This is a genomic window from Bacteroides sp. (assembly GCF_028690125.1).
In the GTDB taxonomy this organism is placed as follows: domain Bacteria; phylum Bacteroidota; class Bacteroidia; order Bacteroidales; family Bacteroidaceae; genus Bacteroides.
In genome coordinates this window covers 15,933-36,192 of sequence record NZ_JAQVBV010000032.1, presented here as the reverse complement: position 1 = coordinate 36,192, position 20,260 = coordinate 15,933, and the positions used below count along the sequence as shown (strand labels likewise).

Genomic DNA, 20,260 nt, shown 5'->3' with positions numbered 1-20,260 from the left:
TCTGAAAAATATGAAGTTTGTAAAATATTTCTTGCAGAAGCGGTCGGTGACCATTCTGCTATTAATACTGATATTAGGAGGCGGGTTATTGGCGTATGTCAAAATGGGAAAGTTGGAAGATGCTCCGTTTACTATTAAACAGGCATTGGTACTGACTCCTTATCCCGGAGCTTCTCCTTCCGAAGTTCAATCTCAGGTGACAGATGTGCTGGAGGAATCTATTCAGTCGCTGGGTGAGTTATATTACTTAAAAACAGAAAACCGTGCCGGACTTTCTAAAATTACAGTCTATGTGAAAAAAGAAATCCGTGCGGACGAAATGCAACAGTTGTGGGATAAGCTTCGCCGGAAAGTGAATGATGTACAATCAAAACTTCCTGCCGGGGCGGGGCCTTCAGTAGTGAATGATGACTTTGGTGATGTGTTGGGTGTGTTCTACGGACTTACCGGAGAAAGTTATTCATACCGGGAATTGGAAGATCAGGCAAAGTTGATCAAGAATGAATTGCTCAAAGTAAAGGATGTGGCGAAGGTAGAAGTTTATGGGGTACAGCCTCCTACTATTGATGTCATTCTCAGTCCTTCCGTTATGGCAAAAAGCGGAATTACCACTGCCGATATATCCCGAGCGTTTGATGCTCAAAATAGAGTTGTGGATGCCGGAGGAATAGATGCCGGAGTAAACAGAATACGTATTGAATCTACGGGAAACTTTTATTCATTGGATGATATTCGGGATATGACCATTGTATCACGTACAGGTGAGCATTTCCGTTTAGCAGATATTGCTGAAGTGAAAGAGAGTTATCAGACTCCTTCCGGTAATAAAATGCGGATTGATGGGAAACCGGCAATAGGTATAGCCATTTCTACTGTGCCAACAGGCAATGTAGTTGATATGGCAGAAGCCGTAAAAGTAAAGATTGATGAGTTTATAGAGATAATGCCTGAAGGCTACGAGTTGCAAACCATTTATGATCAAGGCTATGAATCGGCAGTTGCAAATCAAGGATTTATCTGGAATCTGATTATTTCAGTAGTAACGGTAATTGCTATTTTGTTGTTCTTTATCGGATTCAAAAATGGTATTTTGATAGGTAGTGGTCTGATATTCTCTATTTTTGCCACATTGATTGTGATGCTTTCCCAAGGAATTGCTTTACAACGTATGTCACTTGCCGCCATTATTATTGCGATGGGTATGCTTGTCGATAATGCGATTGTTGTATCCGATTCGGTATTAGTCAATATGCAAAGAGGAATGCGTAAACGAGTGGCTATTTTGAGAGCTTGTTCTTCCACTGCATTACCACTATTGGCAGCAACGGTCATTGCGATTCTTACTTTTCTACCAATATATTATTCACCTCATATTACAGGTGAATTACTGTCATCCTTAGTTGTTGTGATCGGCGTTTCGCTGATGTTCAGTTGGGTCTTTGCGCTGACCCAGACTCCTTTTTTCATTCAGGAGTTTGTTCGTCGGCCGAGACCCAACGAACTTAAGGCAGCACTTTTCTCTGGTAAATATTACGATAAGTTCCGGGCTTCTTTACGTTGGGTGATTCGTCGTCGCTATGCAACGGTCGGTTGCATGGTCATAATGCTTGTGTTGGCGGCCTGGAGTTTTAAGTTTATTCCGAAAGTCTTCGTTCCTGCATTGGATAAGCAGTATTTCACGCTAGATATGTGGCTGCCTGAAGGAACGCAAATAGAGGAAACGGACAGAATGGCTGTAGAGATGGCATCTTATATTCAGGAACAGGAAGAAACGGAAATGGTATCTACCTATATCGGTCGCACACCTCCACGTTATTACTTGTCGAATGTATCTTTCGGACCTCAGCCTAATTATGCACAAATATTGGTAAAGTGCAAGACTTCTAAATTATCTCGCAAATTACATGCTCGTTTACAGGATTCAATTTCGGCTAAATATCCCGAACCGTTGATCAAAGTAAATAAGTTCGAATTGAGTCCGCTGGCGGAAGCAGTCATTGAAGCTCGTTTCTTGGGACCTGATCCCGCAGTACTCGATTCATTGACGGGACAGGCTATTGAAATCATGCGCCGAAACCCCAAAGTAGCGGACGCCCGTAATGAATGGGGGAATATGTCTATGATGATACGTCCGGTATATGATCCGGTAAAAGCCGGTGCGTTGGGAATAACGAAAGCCTCCATGATGGAGTCCGTTAAGTCTATAAACGATGGCTTGCCTGTTGGTATTTATCGAGATGATGAAAAGAAAGTTCCGGTTGTGCTAAAATCGGATAATATAGATATTATGGATGCAAATTCTCTGGGAGATTTTTCTGTCTGGAATGGTGAAAAGTCCGCTCCGCTCTCACAAGTGACTGAGCAGATTGAAACGACCTGGGAATTTCCGCAGATAAGAACCTACAACCGACAGTTGTCTATGGCAGCTATGTGTGGCGTGAAACCGGAATATACCATGTCCGAAGTACATGGAGAAATCAGGAAAGAGATTGAAAGCATTCAACTACCTGAAGGGTATACCTTCTTTTGGGATGCTCAATATAAAGACCAGAGCGAGGCAATGCAGGCAGTTGCTAAATATTTCCCGTTGGCATTTCTTGCATTGGTAGTGATTCTGGTTGCTTTATTTGGTAATTTCCGCGAACCGATAATTATTATATGCGTCCTGCCTTTGTCAGTGATAGGTATTGCAGTCGGTATGCTATTGACAGGCTTTGATTTCGGTTTCTTCCCGATAGCAGGTTGGTTGGGATTGCTAGGTATGATTATAAAGAATGTAATAGTATTGATTGATGAGATCAACGTCCAGCATCGAAGTGGTATAGACTTGTATACATCAATTATTGAGGCAACAGTCTCCCGAACCCGTCCGGTATTGATGGCGGCTACCACTACCATTTTCGGTATGGTTCCACTATTATTCGATGTAGCATTCGGAGGCATGGCTGCTACTATTATATTCGGACTAACCTTTGCCACAGGGCTGACATTATTTGTGACCCCTGCATTGTATGCTATGTTTTATAAAGTAAAAGGAAGATAAAGATGAAAAAAATAATAGTTTGTTTGTTGTTTTCCGGAAGTGTTTGTTTGTCCTTGCCTGTATTAGCCCAGCAAAGTTCTTTGTTAGAGAAATATAGGGTGATGGCATTGGACTACAATCACGACCTGAAAGCTGCTGAAAAGAATATTGCCGCCAGTATGGAAGTCGAGAAATCGGCACGTGCCGATTTGAAACCAAAACTTTCCGGTGCTGCAAATTTCCAATATACAGGGAATCCTTTAGAACTTTCGTTGGATGTTCCTTCTCTTGGATTATCGAAGACAATAGAAGGAAAACAATTGAACTATGGAGGCTCTCTTTCTTTATTGCAACCGGTTTATACGGGAGGTCGTCTTTTGGAATCCATTCGGATGGCGCAACACCAGCAGTCTTTGGCTGGTAATCAGTCCAAAGTTCTGAATGATGCTGTTTGCTATCAGACGGATATTCAGTATTGGAGTGCTGTAGGTCGGTTGGAAATCGTTTCAGTGGCAGAAGATTTTCGTAATTCGATGGCTGCTTTAGTAAAGACCATTAAGGAGCGGGTAGAAGTTGGGTTTGTAGATCCGCAAGACCTGTTGATGGCGGAAGTGAAATTGAATGAGGCAGAGTATCAATTACTTCAGGCACAAAGTAACTTTGAGACTGGTAGGATGGCATTAAACTCTATGATCGGTATACAGTTGGAACAATCCACAGAATTGGATTCTCAGATACCGATGGTTGTTGTTAATGATTCATTGTGGCTTGCCACGGGTATGGGGCGTCCGGAGATTGGTGTGGCTCATGACCGTATTCGTATAGCCGAAAGCACAAAAAAATTGAATGATTCACAATTCAAACCTCAGTTTTATGTGGGAATAGATGGAAGTTATTCATCTCCCGGGTATAATTTTAAAAAAGATCTGGACCCTAATTATGCAGTTTATGCCAAAGTTTCCGTACCTATCTTTGAGTGGGGGAAACGACGGAGTGAAAAGCGTGCTTCTTCGCTTCGTATAGGTATAGCAGAGGATAATTTGAATAAAGTGGCAGATCAGGTGGAACTGGAAGTTGGCATAGCACGTAAAGCTTTGTCGCAAGCTATCGAACGGGTACGCTTGAGTGAAAGTTCGCTTGCAAAGGCAGAAGAAAATGAAGCAAAGGCAGTGGAACGTTACAATGAGGGAAAAGTATCTGTGGTGGAGGTAATAGATGCGCAGACTTATCGGCAAACATCACAAGTAAATTATGTGCAGGCAAAAGCCGCAGCGCAGGGGCATTACTCGGAATTAATAAAAGCTCTTCATGGGTATGAAAATCGATAAAAAACAGTAACTTTGTCTGAAAAGAACCGTATGAGTATAAAACAGAACCACATATTGTATAGTAGCCTGTTTTCAGGGTTAGGCGTATTTTCCTTTTTTTTACTAGCCAACTATGCGGGATTCTCCGATAAAGTGTCCGATGCTCTCTATTCGGTAGGAACATTGTTGTTCTTTATCATAGCCTTTAATCTTTTGGGATATTCTACTATTCGTTTAAGCACTTGGATAGATAATCAATATTCGGTAAATCTTCATCGTCGCTGGAAACTGATTTTCGTTTATGCGATGGTCATGCTGATGTTTTTCCTGCTCAATTATAGTTTGCTGGTAACTGCTAAGTTCTTAGTCGGAGTTTCCCGTCCGTTTGTGTTTCCTCACGGCGGATGGAGAATCTTGATAATCGTTTGGTTGGCAGAACTCGTTATTCTTGGGTTACTGCTAGCCAATCGAACTATGCAGCATACTCTTAAACTCCAAAAGCAAGCGGCGGCATTGCAGGAAGAAAACAATATTGCTCGTTATACGGCTCTTCAAAATCAATTGAATCCTCATTTCTTGTTCAATAGCTTGAATACATTGATTTCTGAAATCAGATACAATCCCAAAAATGCGGAACTATTCACACAGCATCTTTCCGATGTATATCGTTATATTCTTCAGTGCCAGAATCAACGCTTGGCTACACTGCAAGATGAATTGGGGTTTCTCGATTCCTATATATTTCTTCATCAGGTGCGCTTGGGAGACTGTATTCATGTTCACAACCATATCCCTGCCGAATGGAAAGAGATGAAATTGCCTCCTTTGACTCTTCAGTTATTGGTGGAAAATGTCATCAAGCATAATGTGATTCATTCGGGAAAGCCAATGGTTATTGAATTGACAGGTATTGAAGAACCGCTCGGACTGATTATCAGTAATGTTGTCCGTCCTAAAAAATGCGGGAGTACTTCAGGAATGGGATTGAATAATCTTTCAGCCCGTTACAAACTCCTTTGTAATAAAAGCATTGTGATTGAACAAGAATCAGACAAATTTATCGTAAAAATACCTTTGCTTCAATGAATAAGATAATAGCCGCTATTATAGAAGATGAAGTACCGGCAGCACGTCTGCTACACGAGATGATACAATCATTGCGTCCTGACTGGGAGGTAAGGATTTTGCCGGGCACTATCGAAGAATCTGTTGAATGGTTCCAATCCAATCCTCATCCGGATATTTTGTTTCTGGACATTCAATTGACCGACGGAAACTCGTTTATGTTTATTGAACAAGCTCGTCCCGATAGCCTGATTGTTTTTACAACGGCTTATGACGAATATGCTGTTCGGGCTTTCACTATAAATAGTATTGACTATCTGCTGAAACCTATTCATCAGGAGCGTTTATTGCAAACCATTGAACGTTTTGAAAACCTGACGGAGAAATATATACGTGATTTTAATCGTGAGAACCGGATATTGGAGGTACTGGAGAGCTTATCCGATACTCAGGGACTCTCGGCAGCGGAAAGCAAGAGATACCGTACCCGTTTCCTTATTTCTTCCGGCAATAAGCTTTTTACGTTGGCAGTAAATGATGTAGCCTATTTCTACTCAGAAAATAAACTTACTTTTGTAGTGACTAAGAATAATAAGGAATATGTTCTTGACTTTGCGTTGGATAAACTTTGTGAGCAGTTAGATCCGGATGTTTTCTTCCGGACTAATCGTCAAACATTGGTTTGCGTGGATGCCATTCAGCGTATTGAACCTTATTTTCTTGGAAAGGCGGTGGTACATGTAATCCCCCCCTTTAAAGATAAAATTATTGTAAGCAAAGATAAAATTTCGGCATTCAAAGTGTGGCTGAATTATTAATCCTGAGCCATATATTACAATAAAATGATACGTTTTTTCATAATGTCCGTCAATTGAGCTTTTAGTTGGCGTGCATTAATCGGTTTAGGCATATAACCGTCGAAGCCATTTTCCATGACTTTCTGTTCGTCAGAAGCATATGCAAAAGCAGTGACAGCGATAATGGGGACTTTTGCCGAATATTTGCGGATTTCCCGAGTCGCTTCGTATCCATCCATGACGGGCATATTGATATCCATCAATATAATCTGCGGATTATATTTCTTGAACATTTCTACAGCTTCTTCTCCATTCCAGGCATGAATCAATTGATATTCTTCTTTTAGTATAGAGGCAAATAGTTTGTAATTACTTTCATTATCTTCGGCAATCAGAATAGTAAACTTGTTTTTTTCTATAGTGATAGGTTCAATATCGTTTTTTTTTATGCTATCATCAGTTGCGTTTGCCGGTTTATAAGGAAGTGTAAACCAGAATGTAGAGCCTTTGCCTTCTTCCGATTCCACTCCGATACTGCCCCCCATGTGTTCTACCAATGTTTGACAGATAGATAACCCTAAGCCTGTACCTTGTGCAAAATTGTTTAACTTCACAAAACGGGCAAAAATATTTTTTTGTTTGTCATAAGGGATTCCGCATCCGGTATCGGTTACATAAAAATAGACTTCTTTATCGCGGAGTTCATAACCAAAATTGATGCTTCCTTCAGTCGTAAATTTAATAGCATTAGTTATCAGGTTGATGAGTAATTGCGATAACCTGTTTTTTTCTGTATGAATGAAGCAAGACTCTATATTAGGAATAAAATTTAATTGTACTTTATCCGATTTAAGTTTGAAACGAAGAGAATTAACCAGTTCGCTCATAGTTGTATTCAATTCGATATCAGAGTATTGAAATTCCAAAGTTCCAGCTTCAATCTTTGATAAATCGAGGATATCGCTGATCAGTTGCAACAATAGCGTATTATTGTTCTCAATGATACTTACATATTCTTGCTTTTCTTGTTCTTCGTCCGTTGATGCCAGTATACCGGAGAAACCTACAATTGCGTTAAGAGGTGTACGTATTTCATGGCTCATATTTGCCAGGAAAGCAGATTTCAGTCGGTTCGATTCTTCTGCGCGGTCTCTTGCTGTAGTCAGTTCCATTTCCATCTTTTTCCGTTTGGTGATAACAAGAGAAGAGCCTACCAAAGTAATTGGTTTTCCATTCTCATCACGTGTTTCTACAGCAGCTTGTGCCTCCACCCAGTCTATACTGTGTAAATGGTTGTTTACAGTGACTACACGATATTCTTCTTTCACTTTGTCAGAGCGACCTTCAACTAAGTCGTCATAAGCTTTTTCCACCCGTTCACGATCTTCTTTAAATATTTTGGCAAAGTATTGAGAGTCGGGTACTGCCAATTGTTCTTCGTTTACATCATTTTCTTGAGTACTTAACTCTATTGGTCTGTTTATATCACAAAGTATAGTTTTGCTTAATAAATCCCATTTCCACGGTACAATATTAGCAACATCCAATGCCATAGCCAGTTTATTATTGGTTGCACTTAATTTCTGCTGCACTTTATGAAGTTCAGTGCTATCAACGCAAAATATATCAATAATATTACTTTGGTTTGTACCCTTTAACACTACATCATAAAAAGTATCTATTTGTTTAAAGTAATATGGGAATGTGATTGCTCTGTTTTCATCCAGTGATATTTTAATGAAATGTAGAAACTCCTGCATTGATTCAGGGAAGATTTCACTAGCATTCCTGCCTATCACCTTTTCTTTGGGGTAGAAGTTTTTTTCAAAAAAAGAATTCACATTCCGGTATATCAAATCAACAGGCTCACCTTTCTCATTAGTAATTAACTCTTCCTGCATATAGAGTATCGGCATATTGTTAATCAGATTTCTGTAGGTCGCCATGACCTCTATTTCTTTTTTTTGAGCCTTTTTCAGATTGTTTAGGTGATGGATGCGGTATTGAAAGAATAAAATAAGCAGGATAATACATACAATTGTTCCCAATAAAAAATAGTTGTATTGCTCCCAGAAGGTAGGAGGTCTGTTGAAGAAAATAGTTCCTTCTGGACAGAAAGAGAGAGGGATACCTTTACGTTTCAGTACTTCATAGTTCATAATTGGAGCACCGTCTGAAGGCAAATAAAAAGGAATATCACGAGCTTGTTTACCTTCTAATATTTCTTCTATAATTTGTGTAATCTTCGCATTATATACATCCTGATCGTAGCCATACCCACCTATCATTCCCCCTCTATAATCTTTGAGAGTGATCAGACCGATTGCAAACAAAGGTGCGGAAGTCGTTCCGATAAGATTATGTGAATTAGTAGATAACGAAGTGTTACCTGCAAACGTCTGTTTGAAGGACCAGGATGAATAAAGCACTCCCGTCGTTTTAGAGTCGATGGCATAAAGAGAATCCATTAATTGGTTTACTACAATCTTTTCCGGAGAAAGGAATTGATAAGTAACATCCGGATGTTTCTTAGCCAGTTCTTCCTGAATGACGAGGTTATTAGTTTGGTTGATTTGTTGCCCATCTCCAATAAAGATGAATTTCTTCATGTTTGGAATCATTTGGCACACCAATTCTATATTTTCCCGTATAAATAGATCTGAGTATAAGAATACTAAGTTATAAGGTTTTGCCAGTTCTGTAACCGGAATACGGTCGGATAAAGCAATTGGTTTTTTTTCAAGATACGATTTTTGTGGACCAAAGTAATCCTCTTCTCCACAAAGCATGATTGGTATATCTCCCCATTCTTTTCTGATATCATCTCTCAGCATGAGTGCAGAATTTCCCAAAAGTAATATTATGCGGGGAGGGTGGTGTTTGTACTTTGTGAATATTGTATCTTTAAATTCTTGTAGAACTGCGTCATTATCCATCATCAGCAAATTCATGTGTTCGGTATAAAGTCCTAACTGAGGAAGGTTTTGTGTGTATTCTGTTACAGTCGAAATCATTCGTACACTCCAGGGAGTAGCTTCAGTATACGAGTTGATGATTAGAATGTAATCGTTTACCATTACGGAATCCTTTTGTGCAAATAATGGATTAACGTAGAATAAGCATAGATAAAAAAGAGGTAATAGTACTTTGACTATTTGTTTATAAAAAAAACTGTTTGTCATAAAATAATTCGAGCATTGTTGCCACTTTGTTTATGTAAGTGCAAAAATACTAATAATAAATGAATTAAAAGTGTTTTTAATACTAAAAAGAGGGTTGAAAAGGAATGAATTTAATATAAAATCTGAATAAAAATCTATTTTATATTCAAAGAGAATATAGGATAGGTATAGGAGCAATACATCTAATAGAAGAGAAAGATTGCATAAAAGGCTGTAATAAGAATTACTCCTGAGGCTGTTTGTATAATTATTTGTTTTAAATATTTATTTTGAAATGAAGTCTGTCAGGTGCTATTGCAACTGTGATTTATCAATGCTAATTGGCAAGAATACTAAATTCCGGGACACTTTCCTGTTGATTAAAGGTTAGTCCCGGAATTATCGTAATCAGAAACGTATGTTTTTTCCGGATTAGCCTATTTTTATTTCAATGCTTCTATAATTTGCGGCATCATGCTCCAAATTGTATTTTCATCTTGTGCCGTGAAAAAGTTTCCGTCTATTTCTGATTTTTCATCAGTAGCGGTACCATTCTGAATAGCCGGTTTGGCTAACGGATGAACTGCTACTTTCTTTCCTTTCGTTATACCTGCAAAATCAAACATCATTGCTCCGGCACAATGTCCAATCATAATTTTCCCTTTCTCTCCGAAAGTATGGATTACTTCCATTAAGTCTACGTTATAAGGTTTATTCGCGTTTTCACGGAATACAGGTACTGCGTCTCCACAAGAGAACACAAGTGCGTCAAACTCATCTTCGTGTCCTTTCAGATTGGCAATTACGTCATCTACTGTCAGACTGATTCCTGAGTTCGTTTTGATTTCTTTCTGATCCGATACGGCAAATACCGTATATGAAATACCATTCTCGAAAAAAGCTTCCAGATATTGAAATAGTCCACAACCATTTACCGGATTCACTGCTAAAACTGCTACTTTCTTTGCCATAATTATAAATTTTATAATGAAACAATAGTTATTTTTAGTAAGTTTATTACTTTTGTGATGCAAATGTATCTTTCTTCTCTGTAACAAACAAGAACGTACCTCAGAATAAGGAAGTTACATAGAAGTAACTATTGTCGGAATTCAACAAAATACAAAACGTTAAAGAATGAAAAATTTTCATCCGACAGGAAATTGTCCCGTAAGGGATGTGCTGAGCCGCTTGGGAGACAAGTGGTCTATGCTAGTGCTTATTACTTTGAATGCCAATGGAATAATGCGTTTCAGTGATATACATAAAACGATTGATGACATTTCGCAACGGATGCTGACTGTCACATTGCGTACTCTGGAAGCAGACGGGCTGGTGGAACGAAAGGTTTATGCGGAAGTTCCTCCACGTGTGGAATATTACTTGACCACTACGGGAGGAAGCCTGATTCCTCATATTGAAGGATTGGTAGGATGGGCTTTGGAAAATATGAATATTATTTTAGAACATAGGCAAAAATAGTATTTTACAGGCATTCATTATCTTTGATACGTGAACCGACTTGTGCATAATAAAGCATAACTAATTCGCATACGACCACAATCAGCCAAGTCCATTGCCACCCTCCTAAAGTATCGGCCAGTACACCTTGTAATACGGGGAAAACAGCACCTCCGAATACTCCCATCATGAATATACCGGAGGCTTTGGAGGTATATTTTTTCAATCCTTTAATAGCCAATGTGAAGATACAACCCCACATGACCGAATGACACAGGCCGACAGACACCAGAATCCACAAGTTATCGCTAATTATTGCGATTAATGTAAGTATGACTGCAATAGAAGTGGCTACCGTCAGCAGTATACGTGGCGAGATATTATTGAACAAGCTGAAAATGAGCCTTCCTATCATAAGTCCACCCCAATAAAGTGTAGCCAGTAGCGCGGGAATGCCTAAATTCAGTCCCCAAAGCATTATATGATGTTTTCCGAAAAAAGACAATCCTTTTCCGGACTCAATCAGCTCCATGGCGTGAAGATTAACATTGACACCTACAGCTACTTCGGCTCCTACATAGAAAAAGATTGCAACTACTCCTAACCTTAAATGACGGAAGGACCAAATGCTACGTTTCAGCTTTTCGCAGCTATCTGCTCTAGTCTCTTGAATATCAGGTAAGTTTAAGCGAGAAGTGATTAATGTGGTGATGACTATACATAAGGCTATCAACAAAAATGGAATCATCAGTTGGGCAGCTGTGATGCTTTCAAGTGCTACTCCTGCAAAAATAACTCCCGTTACAAAGAAAGGGGCAATGGTAGTACCGAATGAGTTGATGGCGCATACGATATTCATACGTTGTACTGGTTGTGTGTGAGGCAATTCATAAGCGGCTACATAAGGGTTGATTACAACTTGTAGCAGTGCGGCGGAAGTTCCCATCAGATAAGAACCCAACAGAAAGATAAAATAACCGTAAGGAATTCTATCCTCGGAAACTTGCAAACAAGCATCTCCATAGTTTACAACAAACCAGGAAGAAAGAGAATACATCAATAATCCCGCTACCATTACGCCCAAAGCTCGTAATAGTGTCTTTTTATAACCATGTGTGTTGATCCACTTTCCTCCCAAGGAGCTGTTTAACAGATATCCCAGAAAGAAGAAAAATGAAATAAGCGTTGTCAATGTGTTTTTTAATTCATCGACTTGCGAGAGGAATGCGATTTTCAGAGGTCCCTGAAACTGCCCATTGACAGTCGTCAGGAAACCAACTATAAAATAGATGAAAGTCAGGATAATAAATGGTCCCAGACTATTATTTTTTTGTGTATTCATGATGTAAAGGTTGAGATAATGAAAACCTTTTTATTAAGCTAATATACTTTCCAAAACAGGCATCGCACCTTTTTCTTTAATAGCATCCGCCATTTGCAGATATTGCTTTACGAAATCACCGGCAGCTTTCAAATCTGTGCTTTGAAAAGGTGACAGTCCCAGGAAGTCGATTGGATCGTCGCTATTGATCAGGGCTTCATCTTCGGTCGTCATCCATGGTTCGGCTATTTCAAACACAATACCTTTGTCATCAACTTTGTATTTGAGATAGTGACGGTAAGTGGCAAAAAGATAAGCTACTCGCGAGAGGTCTGCGTGATCCTTGATCATTTTGATCAGATTCGGCATTATATATACCGGGAATTTAGATATACCGTCGAAGCATAAGCGTGCTACCTGATCGCTGACAGAACGATTTCCGAAACGTTCAATTAATGTTTGCTTGTATAAATCCAGATCGGTATTTCCCGGTGCCGGAACATACGGTGTAATATCTACATCCATGAACATACGGACAAATTTAGCTATCCGTTCGTCGTGCATTGCATCATCTACTTTGCGATAACCGCTTAGGAAGGATGGATATGAAAGTAATTGATGAGAGGCATTCAAAAGACTGAGTTTCATGTTTTCGTAGGCAGTAACGTCCTGAGTGAATTCTACTCCGACCTCTTCCCATGCCGGGCGACCTGCAATAAATTTATCTTCAATTACCCATTGGACGAAATCTTCACAATAGACAGGGGCTTCATCCACCGTTCTGTTTTGAGTGTTCAAACGGATGATATCGTCAGGACGCGTAGCTGGTGTAATACGGTCTACCATGCTGTTTGGGAAAGTTACGTTTTCGGTTATCCATGCTGCCAGTTCCGGGTCTTGTGCTTTAATGAAACTGGTAAATGCTTTTCGGGCAGTATGGCCATTATGTTGCAAGTTATCACAAGATAAGATAGTGATAGGTCCGTTTCCGGCATCTTTCCTTCTGCGTAATCCTTCGGCTACAAAACCAAATGTTGTCTTGGGAGCCTCCGGGTGAGTCAAATCATAATTGATATTTTCATCTTCCCGCATAAATTCACCGGTACTTTTCTCAATGTTGTATCCACCTTCCGTGATGGTCAGTGTGATAATCCGGATATTTTTATCGGCTATCTTTGCAATTACAGCTTCCGGATTTTCAATTCCCCAGATTAGTTCTACCAGCGAACCGATACGATAAACTTCGTCTTTTCCGTCACGTCCGCAAACCGTTAATGTATATTCGTTTTCTTGTTTTTTAAGTGCTCTGTATAAGTGTTCATCACTTGGCAATAACATTGCACCGCAGATACCCCAGCCTTGTTGGGTAGGATTGTCTAACAACAGACTCGTGTAATATTCTTCATGGGCACGATGGAAATTTCCAACGCCAATGTGTAAAATACCGGTTTTAACCTGTGTACGATTGTAACTGTAAGAGATAACTTGTGTCTTCATGATTTCTTTTGTTTTATAAAATTCAACTTCAATTTGGTATAGCAAAAATAAGAGGCGAAATATGATAAATATCTTTTTCTCTCGGGGATTTGCCTGCAAACGATTGCGGGAACGTTCCCAAAATCTGCAAACGTTCTCAACGAATTAGGAATTGTCGTTGCAAATTCATACTTTTGCTTTAACTTAAACAGAAACTTCCATGAAGCATATCACTATCAAAGATATAGCCCGTCATCTATCTTTATCCGTTTCAACGGTATCCCGTGCGTTGATGAATGACAAGAATATACGAAAGGAGACGAAAGAAAAGGTGCTCGAAACGGCAAAAGCTTTAGGATATAAACCCAATCCGGTGGCTATCAATCTGAAGTATGGACATACGAATACGGTTGGAGTGATTGTTCCTGAAATGGTTACCCCATTCGCTTCACAAGTAATTAACGGTATACAAAGTATACTTTATGCGAATGGAATAAAGGTGATTATTGCCGAATCGGGAGAAGATCCTGCTAAAGAAAGAGAGAACCTAAAGATGATGGAACGCTTTATGGTGGACGGTATCATTATTAGTTTGTGCAGTTATAAAGAAAATAAAGATGAGTATATCCGTTTACAGCAAGCGGAAATGCCAATGGTTTTCTTTGACCGTATTCCTCATGGCATGAATGTTTCTCAAATTATCGTGAACGATTATTTGAAGTCTTTCTTTTTGGTGGAACATTTAATTCGGGAAGGTTGTAAACGTATCGTGCATTTGCAGGGACCGGATGATGTATATAACTCTATTGAGCGGGCAAGAGGATATAAAGACGCATTGTCTAAATTCAATATTCCGTTTGAAAAGGATATGTTGCTTAAAACAGGTCTGACTTTCAAAGACGGAGAAGATGCAGCCGATGCGTTACTGGAGAAAGGATTGCTTTTCGATGCAGTTTTTGCTTTTACTGATACGTTGGCTATTGGAGCTATGAACAGACTCAGGGAGTTGAATAAAAAAATTCCGGAAGAAGTTGCCATAGCCAGCTTTTCGGGAACGGTGCTTTCGACTATTGTCTATCCGCAACTTACTACGGTAGAACCGCCTTTGCTCCAAATGGGACAGGAAGCTGCAAAGTCGATTTTGGAAAAGATAAAAAATCCTTTATCTCCCAATCATTCCATTGTGTTGGATGCGGAAATTCAATTGCGTGCTTCCAGTGCTAAGAAATCTTCGTAAGTTGAGAGATAGAAGAAAAACAGAGTTGAATGTTAATTCTATTTTTATAGAGTGGTATTAGAATATGGAAATTAAAGAGATTACCTCCAATAAGAAACAATTTCTCGAGTTATTGTTATTGGCAGATGAGCAGGAAAGTATGATTGACAAATACTTGGAACGTGGTGAAATGTTTGCTTTGTATGAGAATGGGTTGAAAGCTATCTGTGTTGTAACTTCCGAAGGCGACGGAATTCATGAAATCAAGAATATTGCCACTAGTCCGGCTTTTCAGCGTAAAGGGTACGGAAAAAAGTTGATTGATTTTCTGTTTGAGCATTATCGTGATAGGTCCTCTGCAATGTTGGTTGGTACGGGGGATGTCCCATCTGCTATTTCTTTTTATGAGTTTTGCGGCTTTTCTGTCTCTCATCGATTAAAGAATTTTTTTACGGATAATTATGATCATCCTATTTATGAAGATGGCAGACAGTTGGTGGATATGGTATATCTGAAGAAGATATTTTAGTATCGGTCACAATGGAAAAAGATATAAAACTGTCTAGAAAAAAGCCATTATACTCCATTGTAGAATGGATTTTGTGGAATCATTCTGTAATTAATTTGAAATAAGGTAATGAAAACAGGATGTAATTAAAAAAATGAAGATATCAAGATGAAATACAAAATTATTAGTATTTTTGCACTAAACCATTAATTTAATATACTATGCAATACATTAATCAACCTAGGAGAATGACAATGCCATTCATGCAAATGTCAACAAGAACACAACAAAATGTCTTTGTACATATTACAGCGAAACTACAGTTTGCAATAAATGAAGTGATAAAATATATAATTCCAGAGAAAACTTCTTTATTTACAGACGACCAATATAAAGATTCTATAACAAACAGTGATTGTGTTCTTCTGCGAATAGACTTAAAAGATATATGTAAGTGTTCACAATATAGGACTTACAAAAGAGCTTTTAGTGAAATATCAAATACACCAATACAGATACCATTAAACAATAGTTTTGAATATGTACAGAATTCAAAATCTATAAAATTTCCTTCTTTATTTAAAGCAATACTCTCACCCAAATATAAAACTGAAATTTCAATTTTAATAGATAAAAGAGTTGCGAAATTATGGATAGATGTTCATAATGACTTGGTGCGACAAATTTTTGTAGCTTTCTCATCCTAATGCAGAGGTTTCTTTGTCTCTTTATTTATATAGTTATGAACTAAATTCAATTTTTGGAGGAGTAGGTTATCGGAGGCTGAACATTCGTAAATAGTTTGATAGCAAAACTACCGGAGAATTTATGGTACATTATTCCCGAAGAAACAGATTCTAATTTTGTCTGGCAGTTCGGACATTTATTAGTTTCACAGAATTTTCATGCAATAAGTACCATAACCGGAGAAAATGAGAACGTGCAGAGTGTACTTCCTATTAAGGAATATAAAAGTATATTCAATGAAATGGGAACTTTGCATCGTTCTATTGGAAAAGATTTAATCCCGGCAGAAAAATTATGGGAACAATCGGAAACTATTCATAAAATCTGTATAAACAATCTTGGAACATTGAATGATGATATTTTATTGGGAAAACTAGAACTCATCCATTCAGGTATCCTGTTGCTGAAATAAAATATGAAGCATTATCATGGAGTTTTTAAACATGAAATGTGGCATTGTGCCGAAATGGAAGATATAAAGAGGAGATTAGGATACTCTATCGTATGGATGAAAAAATGATTATGTATTATTAAATTATCAAAGTGTTCTGATGAAATAAACTGCTTCCCGATCAAGTGAAATGGATGTTTATAATTCATTACAGTTGTAATCTGGTTTCTAATAAACGTGCACTAAGTTTATGAATAAACTTAGTGCACGTTTATGCATAAATTGTATTCAAATTTATTAATAAACTATTTTGAGGGCTTATTAGCGAATCATAGGGCAAATTACAGTCTGATAGAAATAAAATAGGACATTAATTGGTTAATTAATGTCCTATAAATAGCTGTTTTAATGCTAATGGAATATTATGTTCTTAAATGTTTTTATGTATTTATTTTTCTTATTTTATTCATCCTTTTTTATTCTTTTCTTTCCTCAAAGATACAACAAAAAAAGTCATTTGTCAAGTACTTCATGAGAAAACAGTTTATTTATTGAGTTTCCCGTTCAATTCATGTGCTGAAGTTGAATGCAGAAATAAATAATAAAAGCTACATCCAGAATAAAGGCTATAGAACACCATTGAATGAATAACTTCTCTTTTTTGTAGAGACCAAAGCAAAGTCCGACTATCGAGCTTATAAGAATGCCGATGGGAAATCCGAAGAATCCTAGTGTGGCAATTCCTGCAAGCATAATGATACCCATAATGGTTAATATTCTACTTCTGTTCATATGCTCAGGTTATTGGTTATTCATTGAACCAGTCTATCTTTTTTGAGAAATACATCACAATAGCTAAAATAGCAAATAATCCTAAGCTACCGGCTAGCAATGCAAAGGTCTCCAGTTGGATGAGGACAAATATATATAGATAAAGTATACTCAATAGCCCCACCATGATAAATGCAGGTTTTTTCTTTCTGATAATACCGAGCATATATCCGCCTACTAATAGGACGGTTAATGCTGCCGATAACAGATATGCGGGATTAAAGCCGATATGTTCGGAGAAGGAGAGGAGTAGGCTATAGAATAAGCAAAGTGCCAGTCCCACTAATAGATATTGCAAGGCATGGATACGAGTCTTATTCATAATTTCGGTAAAGAAGATCACCCCAAAAGTCAATAAGATAATGAGAATAGCATACTTTGCCGAACGCATGGATTGCTGATACTGTTCCACCGGAATTTTGAAATTAACTCCAAAACTCGAATTTTCTATATCTTTGATATTTGGATTATAGTTCATTATAACTTGCGAATAGTTGCGGTTCAGATTGAGTACCTGCCATTGTGCAGAGAAATCTTTTTCGGTGACGTTTCTATTATTGGGCAGATAGTTTCCTACAAAGCTAGGTGTATTCCAGTTAGCTTTCAGATCTACCCGGGTTGTTTTTCCTAATGGAATAAAATTAATAGACTGGGAACCTTTTAATTTGATTTTGATCTCATAAGGTAATTTTTTGTCCGTTTTCAAAGCAGAAAGGTCGGCAATAGCATGAACTCCTGTATTGTTAATTCCCCTTGTATCCATTCCCGGCTCGAATATATGCACAGAATCGTTCAGAGTGATGCTGATTTGCTCGCTGATACCTCTTAGATCAGTCAGGTTCAGGCAGATAGCAGCTTGATCAAATTTCAGATTGTCCATATCTACTCTGCTTTTTATCAACTCTTCGGAACTGAATGAGCCTTTCATCGTTAGTTCGGATTGATATACATTCACTTCATAAAGACTTCTTTTAAGAATTTCCGTTTTCAACTGGCCATCAATCAGCAGTTCATCCGGGAAGAGTATTAAATTTTTGATCAACACTTCTTTCTTGGCATTGTTCTCTGTAACAGACGGATATTGGATATTCAGATAAGGTCCGGAAATCGTTTGTGCCAGACTCCATTTCTCACTAACTTCATTGATAACTTCTTCTTGCGTTCGTCCCCGTTCGGTTATCAGATTTTCAATCATGAACATAGGTATCATCAGTAGAATTACCAGTCCTCCGACGATAAGGATCTTAATCGTCTTTGAGAAACGATGCAGACATCCCATTGGTTGCTGTGTCTGCTCATTTAATTTTTCATTGAAACCGTCCATAAGAATAGTTGTGTTAATGAATGATTATGTTGATTTTAAAAATTTCTCTAAGGCTTCAATATGTGCTTTAAAGGCTTCCTTTCCTTGCGTAGTAGCTCGAAAAACTGTTCTAGGTTTTCGCCCTACAAATCCTTTGTTGCATTCGATATAGTTGAGCTCTTCCAATGCACGGGTATGGCTGGCCAGATTTCCGTCCGTCAAAGAAAGCAACTCTTTCAGAGCATTGAAATCCATCTCTTCATTGACCATCAAGACAGCCATAATACCAAGTCGGACTTTGCTCTCGAATGCTTTATTAATATTTTGAAATGCTTCTATCATTTATGATTTCTTTCTTTCGTAATGAATGTAGAATAGTATTCCATACAGTATGTGAAACCCGCCGAATCCTATGGTCCAAAATAGAAGAGCATGACCTTCCCAAAAGCTGTCTATCATTCCCAAACAAATGAAAACGTATCCCAACCATGCTATATTAGAATAGGTGAACTTGGAAACGTTCACTAAAGTTAATCCGTAAAATAAGAGCATGATGGGAGATAAGATGTCATAATAACCATGCCACAGAATAGAGATACATAATATCCCGCCGGTTAGCATTGGAAGAGAAAAATTCCATAATGTCCGATAAGCCAGTTTACTGAAAAACTTTTGCCGCATTCTCTTTGATTTATTATAGGAGAGGATAACGGCCGTAATTGCTGAAGTTGCTAGTACAATCAAACCAACTATAACCATAGATTCCAAATTAGCCTTCAGGCTGGGAATTGCAACTACGATCCATGCACCTGTTAATGCATAAATTCCAGCCATAATAGCTGCGAAACCACTGATCGAGATAAACTTGGAGGACTTTTCCATCAACTCTTTTATCTCATTTACCGATTCTAATGCTTTATCTTTATTCATATAAAAAGAACTTTGTGTCGCAAAGTAAAATAAAAGATCTCATATGACCAACAATTAATCACATTTATTTTGAAATTTGACTTTGATAGGATTATAATACTTCTATGAGACTGTTCTAAAGGTGATTGTATGCTATCATTTTCTTTTGTTATTCTGAACTTGTCGAAGTATCATCGGATTATGTAGAATCGCTATTTGAATCAGTTGGCTATTCTGGCTGATTTGTTGGATGCCAATTCGGTGCGTTTGAATATCCAATTGCACTTGGTTGCTGCACGTACCCGTGTGATTTACATTTATTATCAATTTCAGAAGCCTTGTGGACATCTTTAATACTTCATGCGGGCGTCTTTTAATAAATGAATATTATGGCAAATAAATTAGAGGAAAAACAGCAGAAATTGAAAAAAGTCAGAGTACGTAATATTATCCTGAACATGGTGTGTATTTTGCTTGCAGGTTCCCGATTATGGTGGACGGCAACTTATTTTTGGCGTTGCATCAATTATGAAGTGACAAATGATGCATTTGTAGATCAATATGTGGCTCCTCTTTATGGAACTTTACAGCAACAAAGCTTGTAATTAGGACTTAAAGAGATTTTAGGGTATTTGCTTGTGATATCGATTATTATAGCTGTTGTGTCCCATTTTATTCCATTCCATAAAACAATCCGTGTTACATTTGCCAAGACAGGAGGTGATATGGTTTAGTGAGTGAGCGG

Annotated in this window: 16 protein-coding genes and 4 pseudogenes; 12 read left to right on the top strand and 8 right to left on the bottom strand. The window is 38.1% G+C overall.

The window, feature by feature from the left end; genetic code table 11:
* Positions 1-10 precede the first annotated feature (10 nt).
* Genes PHO71_RS18385 through PHO71_RS18370 form a run of 4 tightly spaced genes read left to right on the top strand, consistent with a single transcriptional unit; the run spans position 11 to position 6,212 of the window.
* On the top strand, positions 11-3,043 hold the full coding sequence (locus PHO71_RS18385; RefSeq protein WP_300206125.1) for an efflux RND transporter permease subunit: 3,033 nt from the start codon (positions 11-13) through the stop codon (positions 3,041-3,043).
* Positions 3,044-3,045: 2 nt separating this feature from the next.
* Complete coding sequence (locus tag PHO71_RS18380) at positions 3,046-4,350, top strand: TolC family protein (RefSeq protein WP_300206123.1); 1,305 nt, start codon at positions 3,046-3,048, stop codon at positions 4,348-4,350.
* A 36-nt stretch (positions 4,351-4,386) separates the two neighbouring features.
* Positions 4,387-5,415 (top strand): sensor histidine kinase, encoded by a 1,029-nt coding sequence (locus PHO71_RS18375; RefSeq protein ID WP_300206165.1) that lies wholly within the window; start codon positions 4,387-4,389, stop codon positions 5,413-5,415.
* A complete protein-coding gene (locus PHO71_RS18370; protein ID WP_300206121.1) occupies positions 5,412-6,212 on the top strand; it encodes a LytTR family DNA-binding domain-containing protein in 801 nt (266 codons plus the stop codon). Before PHO71_RS18375 ends, PHO71_RS18370 begins: the two co-directional genes overlap by 4 nt.
* 14 nt (positions 6,213-6,226) lie before the next feature.
* Here the strand turns inward: PHO71_RS18370 and PHO71_RS18365 are convergent, their stop codons facing one another.
* Both PHO71_RS18365 and PHO71_RS18360 read right to left on the bottom strand, forming a co-directional pair.
* Positions 6,227-9,268, bottom strand: a complete 3,042-nt coding sequence (locus PHO71_RS18365; RefSeq protein ID WP_300206119.1) for an ATP-binding protein — start codon at positions 9,266-9,268, stop codon at positions 6,227-6,229.
* A gap of 527 nt (positions 9,269-9,795) precedes the next feature.
* Positions 9,796-10,323: a DJ-1/PfpI family protein gene (locus PHO71_RS18360; RefSeq protein WP_300206117.1), complete on the bottom strand. Its 528-nt coding sequence runs from the start codon at positions 10,321-10,323 to the stop codon at positions 9,796-9,798.
* A gap of 166 nt (positions 10,324-10,489) precedes the next feature.
* On the opposite strand from PHO71_RS18360, the gene PHO71_RS18355 reads away from it, so the two are divergent.
* Entirely contained in the window at positions 10,490-10,834 is a 345-nt protein-coding gene (locus PHO71_RS18355) for a helix-turn-helix domain-containing protein (RefSeq protein ID WP_300206115.1), read from the top strand.
* Between the two features lie 4 nt (positions 10,835-10,838).
* Here the strand turns inward: PHO71_RS18355 and PHO71_RS18350 are convergent, their stop codons facing one another.
* Both PHO71_RS18350 and PHO71_RS18345 read right to left on the bottom strand, forming a co-directional pair.
* Entirely contained in the window at positions 10,839-12,155 is a 1,317-nt protein-coding gene (locus PHO71_RS18350; RefSeq protein ID WP_300206113.1) for an MFS transporter, read from the bottom strand.
* A 33-nt stretch (positions 12,156-12,188) separates the two neighbouring features.
* Positions 12,189-13,631 carry a mannitol dehydrogenase family protein gene (locus PHO71_RS18345; protein ID WP_300206111.1) on the bottom strand — a complete coding sequence of 481 codons (1,443 nt, stop codon included), beginning with the start codon at positions 13,629-13,631 and terminating at the stop codon, positions 12,189-12,191.
* A 199-nt stretch (positions 13,632-13,830) separates the two neighbouring features.
* Between PHO71_RS18345 and PHO71_RS18340 the strand changes: the two genes are divergently transcribed.
* From PHO71_RS18340 to PHO71_RS18325, 4 genes and pseudogenes are all read left to right on the top strand, one after another.
* Positions 13,831-14,847, top strand: coding sequence for a LacI family DNA-binding transcriptional regulator (locus tag PHO71_RS18340; RefSeq protein ID WP_300206109.1), 1,017 nt, complete (start codon positions 13,831-13,833; stop codon positions 14,845-14,847).
* Between the two features lie 64 nt (positions 14,848-14,911).
* The gene (locus PHO71_RS18335) at positions 14,912-15,355 is read left to right on the top strand and encodes an N-acetyltransferase (protein WP_300206107.1); all 444 of its coding nucleotides are present in this window, start codon (positions 14,912-14,914) and stop codon (positions 15,353-15,355) included.
* Between the two features lie 227 nt (positions 15,356-15,582).
* Entirely contained in the window at positions 15,583-16,041 is a 459-nt protein-coding gene (locus PHO71_RS18330) for a hypothetical protein (RefSeq protein ID WP_300206106.1), read from the top strand.
* Between the two features lie 44 nt (positions 16,042-16,085).
* Positions 16,086-16,601, top strand: a pseudogene (locus PHO71_RS18325) (DinB family protein).
* Between the two features lie 435 nt (positions 16,602-17,036).
* Here the strand turns inward: PHO71_RS18325 and PHO71_RS18320 are convergent.
* Genes PHO71_RS18320 through PHO71_RS18305 form a run of 4 tightly spaced genes read right to left on the bottom strand, consistent with a single transcriptional unit; the run spans position 17,037 to position 19,536 of the window.
* Entirely contained in the window at positions 17,037-17,264 is a 228-nt protein-coding gene (locus PHO71_RS18320) for a hypothetical protein (RefSeq protein WP_300206104.1), read from the bottom strand.
* A gap of 16 nt (positions 17,265-17,280) precedes the next feature.
* Positions 17,281-18,627, bottom strand: a complete 1,347-nt coding sequence (gene creD, locus PHO71_RS18315) for a cell envelope integrity protein CreD (RefSeq protein WP_300206102.1) — start codon at positions 18,625-18,627, stop codon at positions 17,281-17,283.
* Positions 18,628-18,651: 24 nt separating this feature from the next.
* Entirely contained in the window at positions 18,652-18,948 is a 297-nt protein-coding gene (locus PHO71_RS18310; protein ID WP_300206100.1) for a transcriptional regulator, read from the bottom strand.
* Positions 18,949-19,536 carry a hypothetical protein gene (locus tag PHO71_RS18305; RefSeq protein ID WP_300206098.1) on the bottom strand — a complete coding sequence of 196 codons (588 nt, stop codon included), beginning with the start codon at positions 19,534-19,536 and terminating at the stop codon, positions 18,949-18,951.
* Between the two features lie 165 nt (positions 19,537-19,701).
* Here PHO71_RS18305 and PHO71_RS18300 point away from each other — a divergent pair.
* The 3 pseudogenes from PHO71_RS18300 to PHO71_RS18290 all read left to right on the top strand — a co-directional run.
* Positions 19,702-19,869, top strand: a pseudogene (locus PHO71_RS18300) (TolC family protein); the annotation flags it as partial.
* 35 nt (positions 19,870-19,904) lie between these two features.
* Positions 19,905-20,090: pseudogene (locus tag PHO71_RS18295) on the top strand (HlyD family secretion protein); the annotation flags it as partial.
* Positions 20,088-20,249, top strand: a pseudogene (locus PHO71_RS18290) (transporter); the annotation flags it as partial. The pseudogenes PHO71_RS18295 and PHO71_RS18290, both read left to right, overlap by 3 nt.
* Positions 20,250-20,260: the final 11 nt, after the last annotated feature.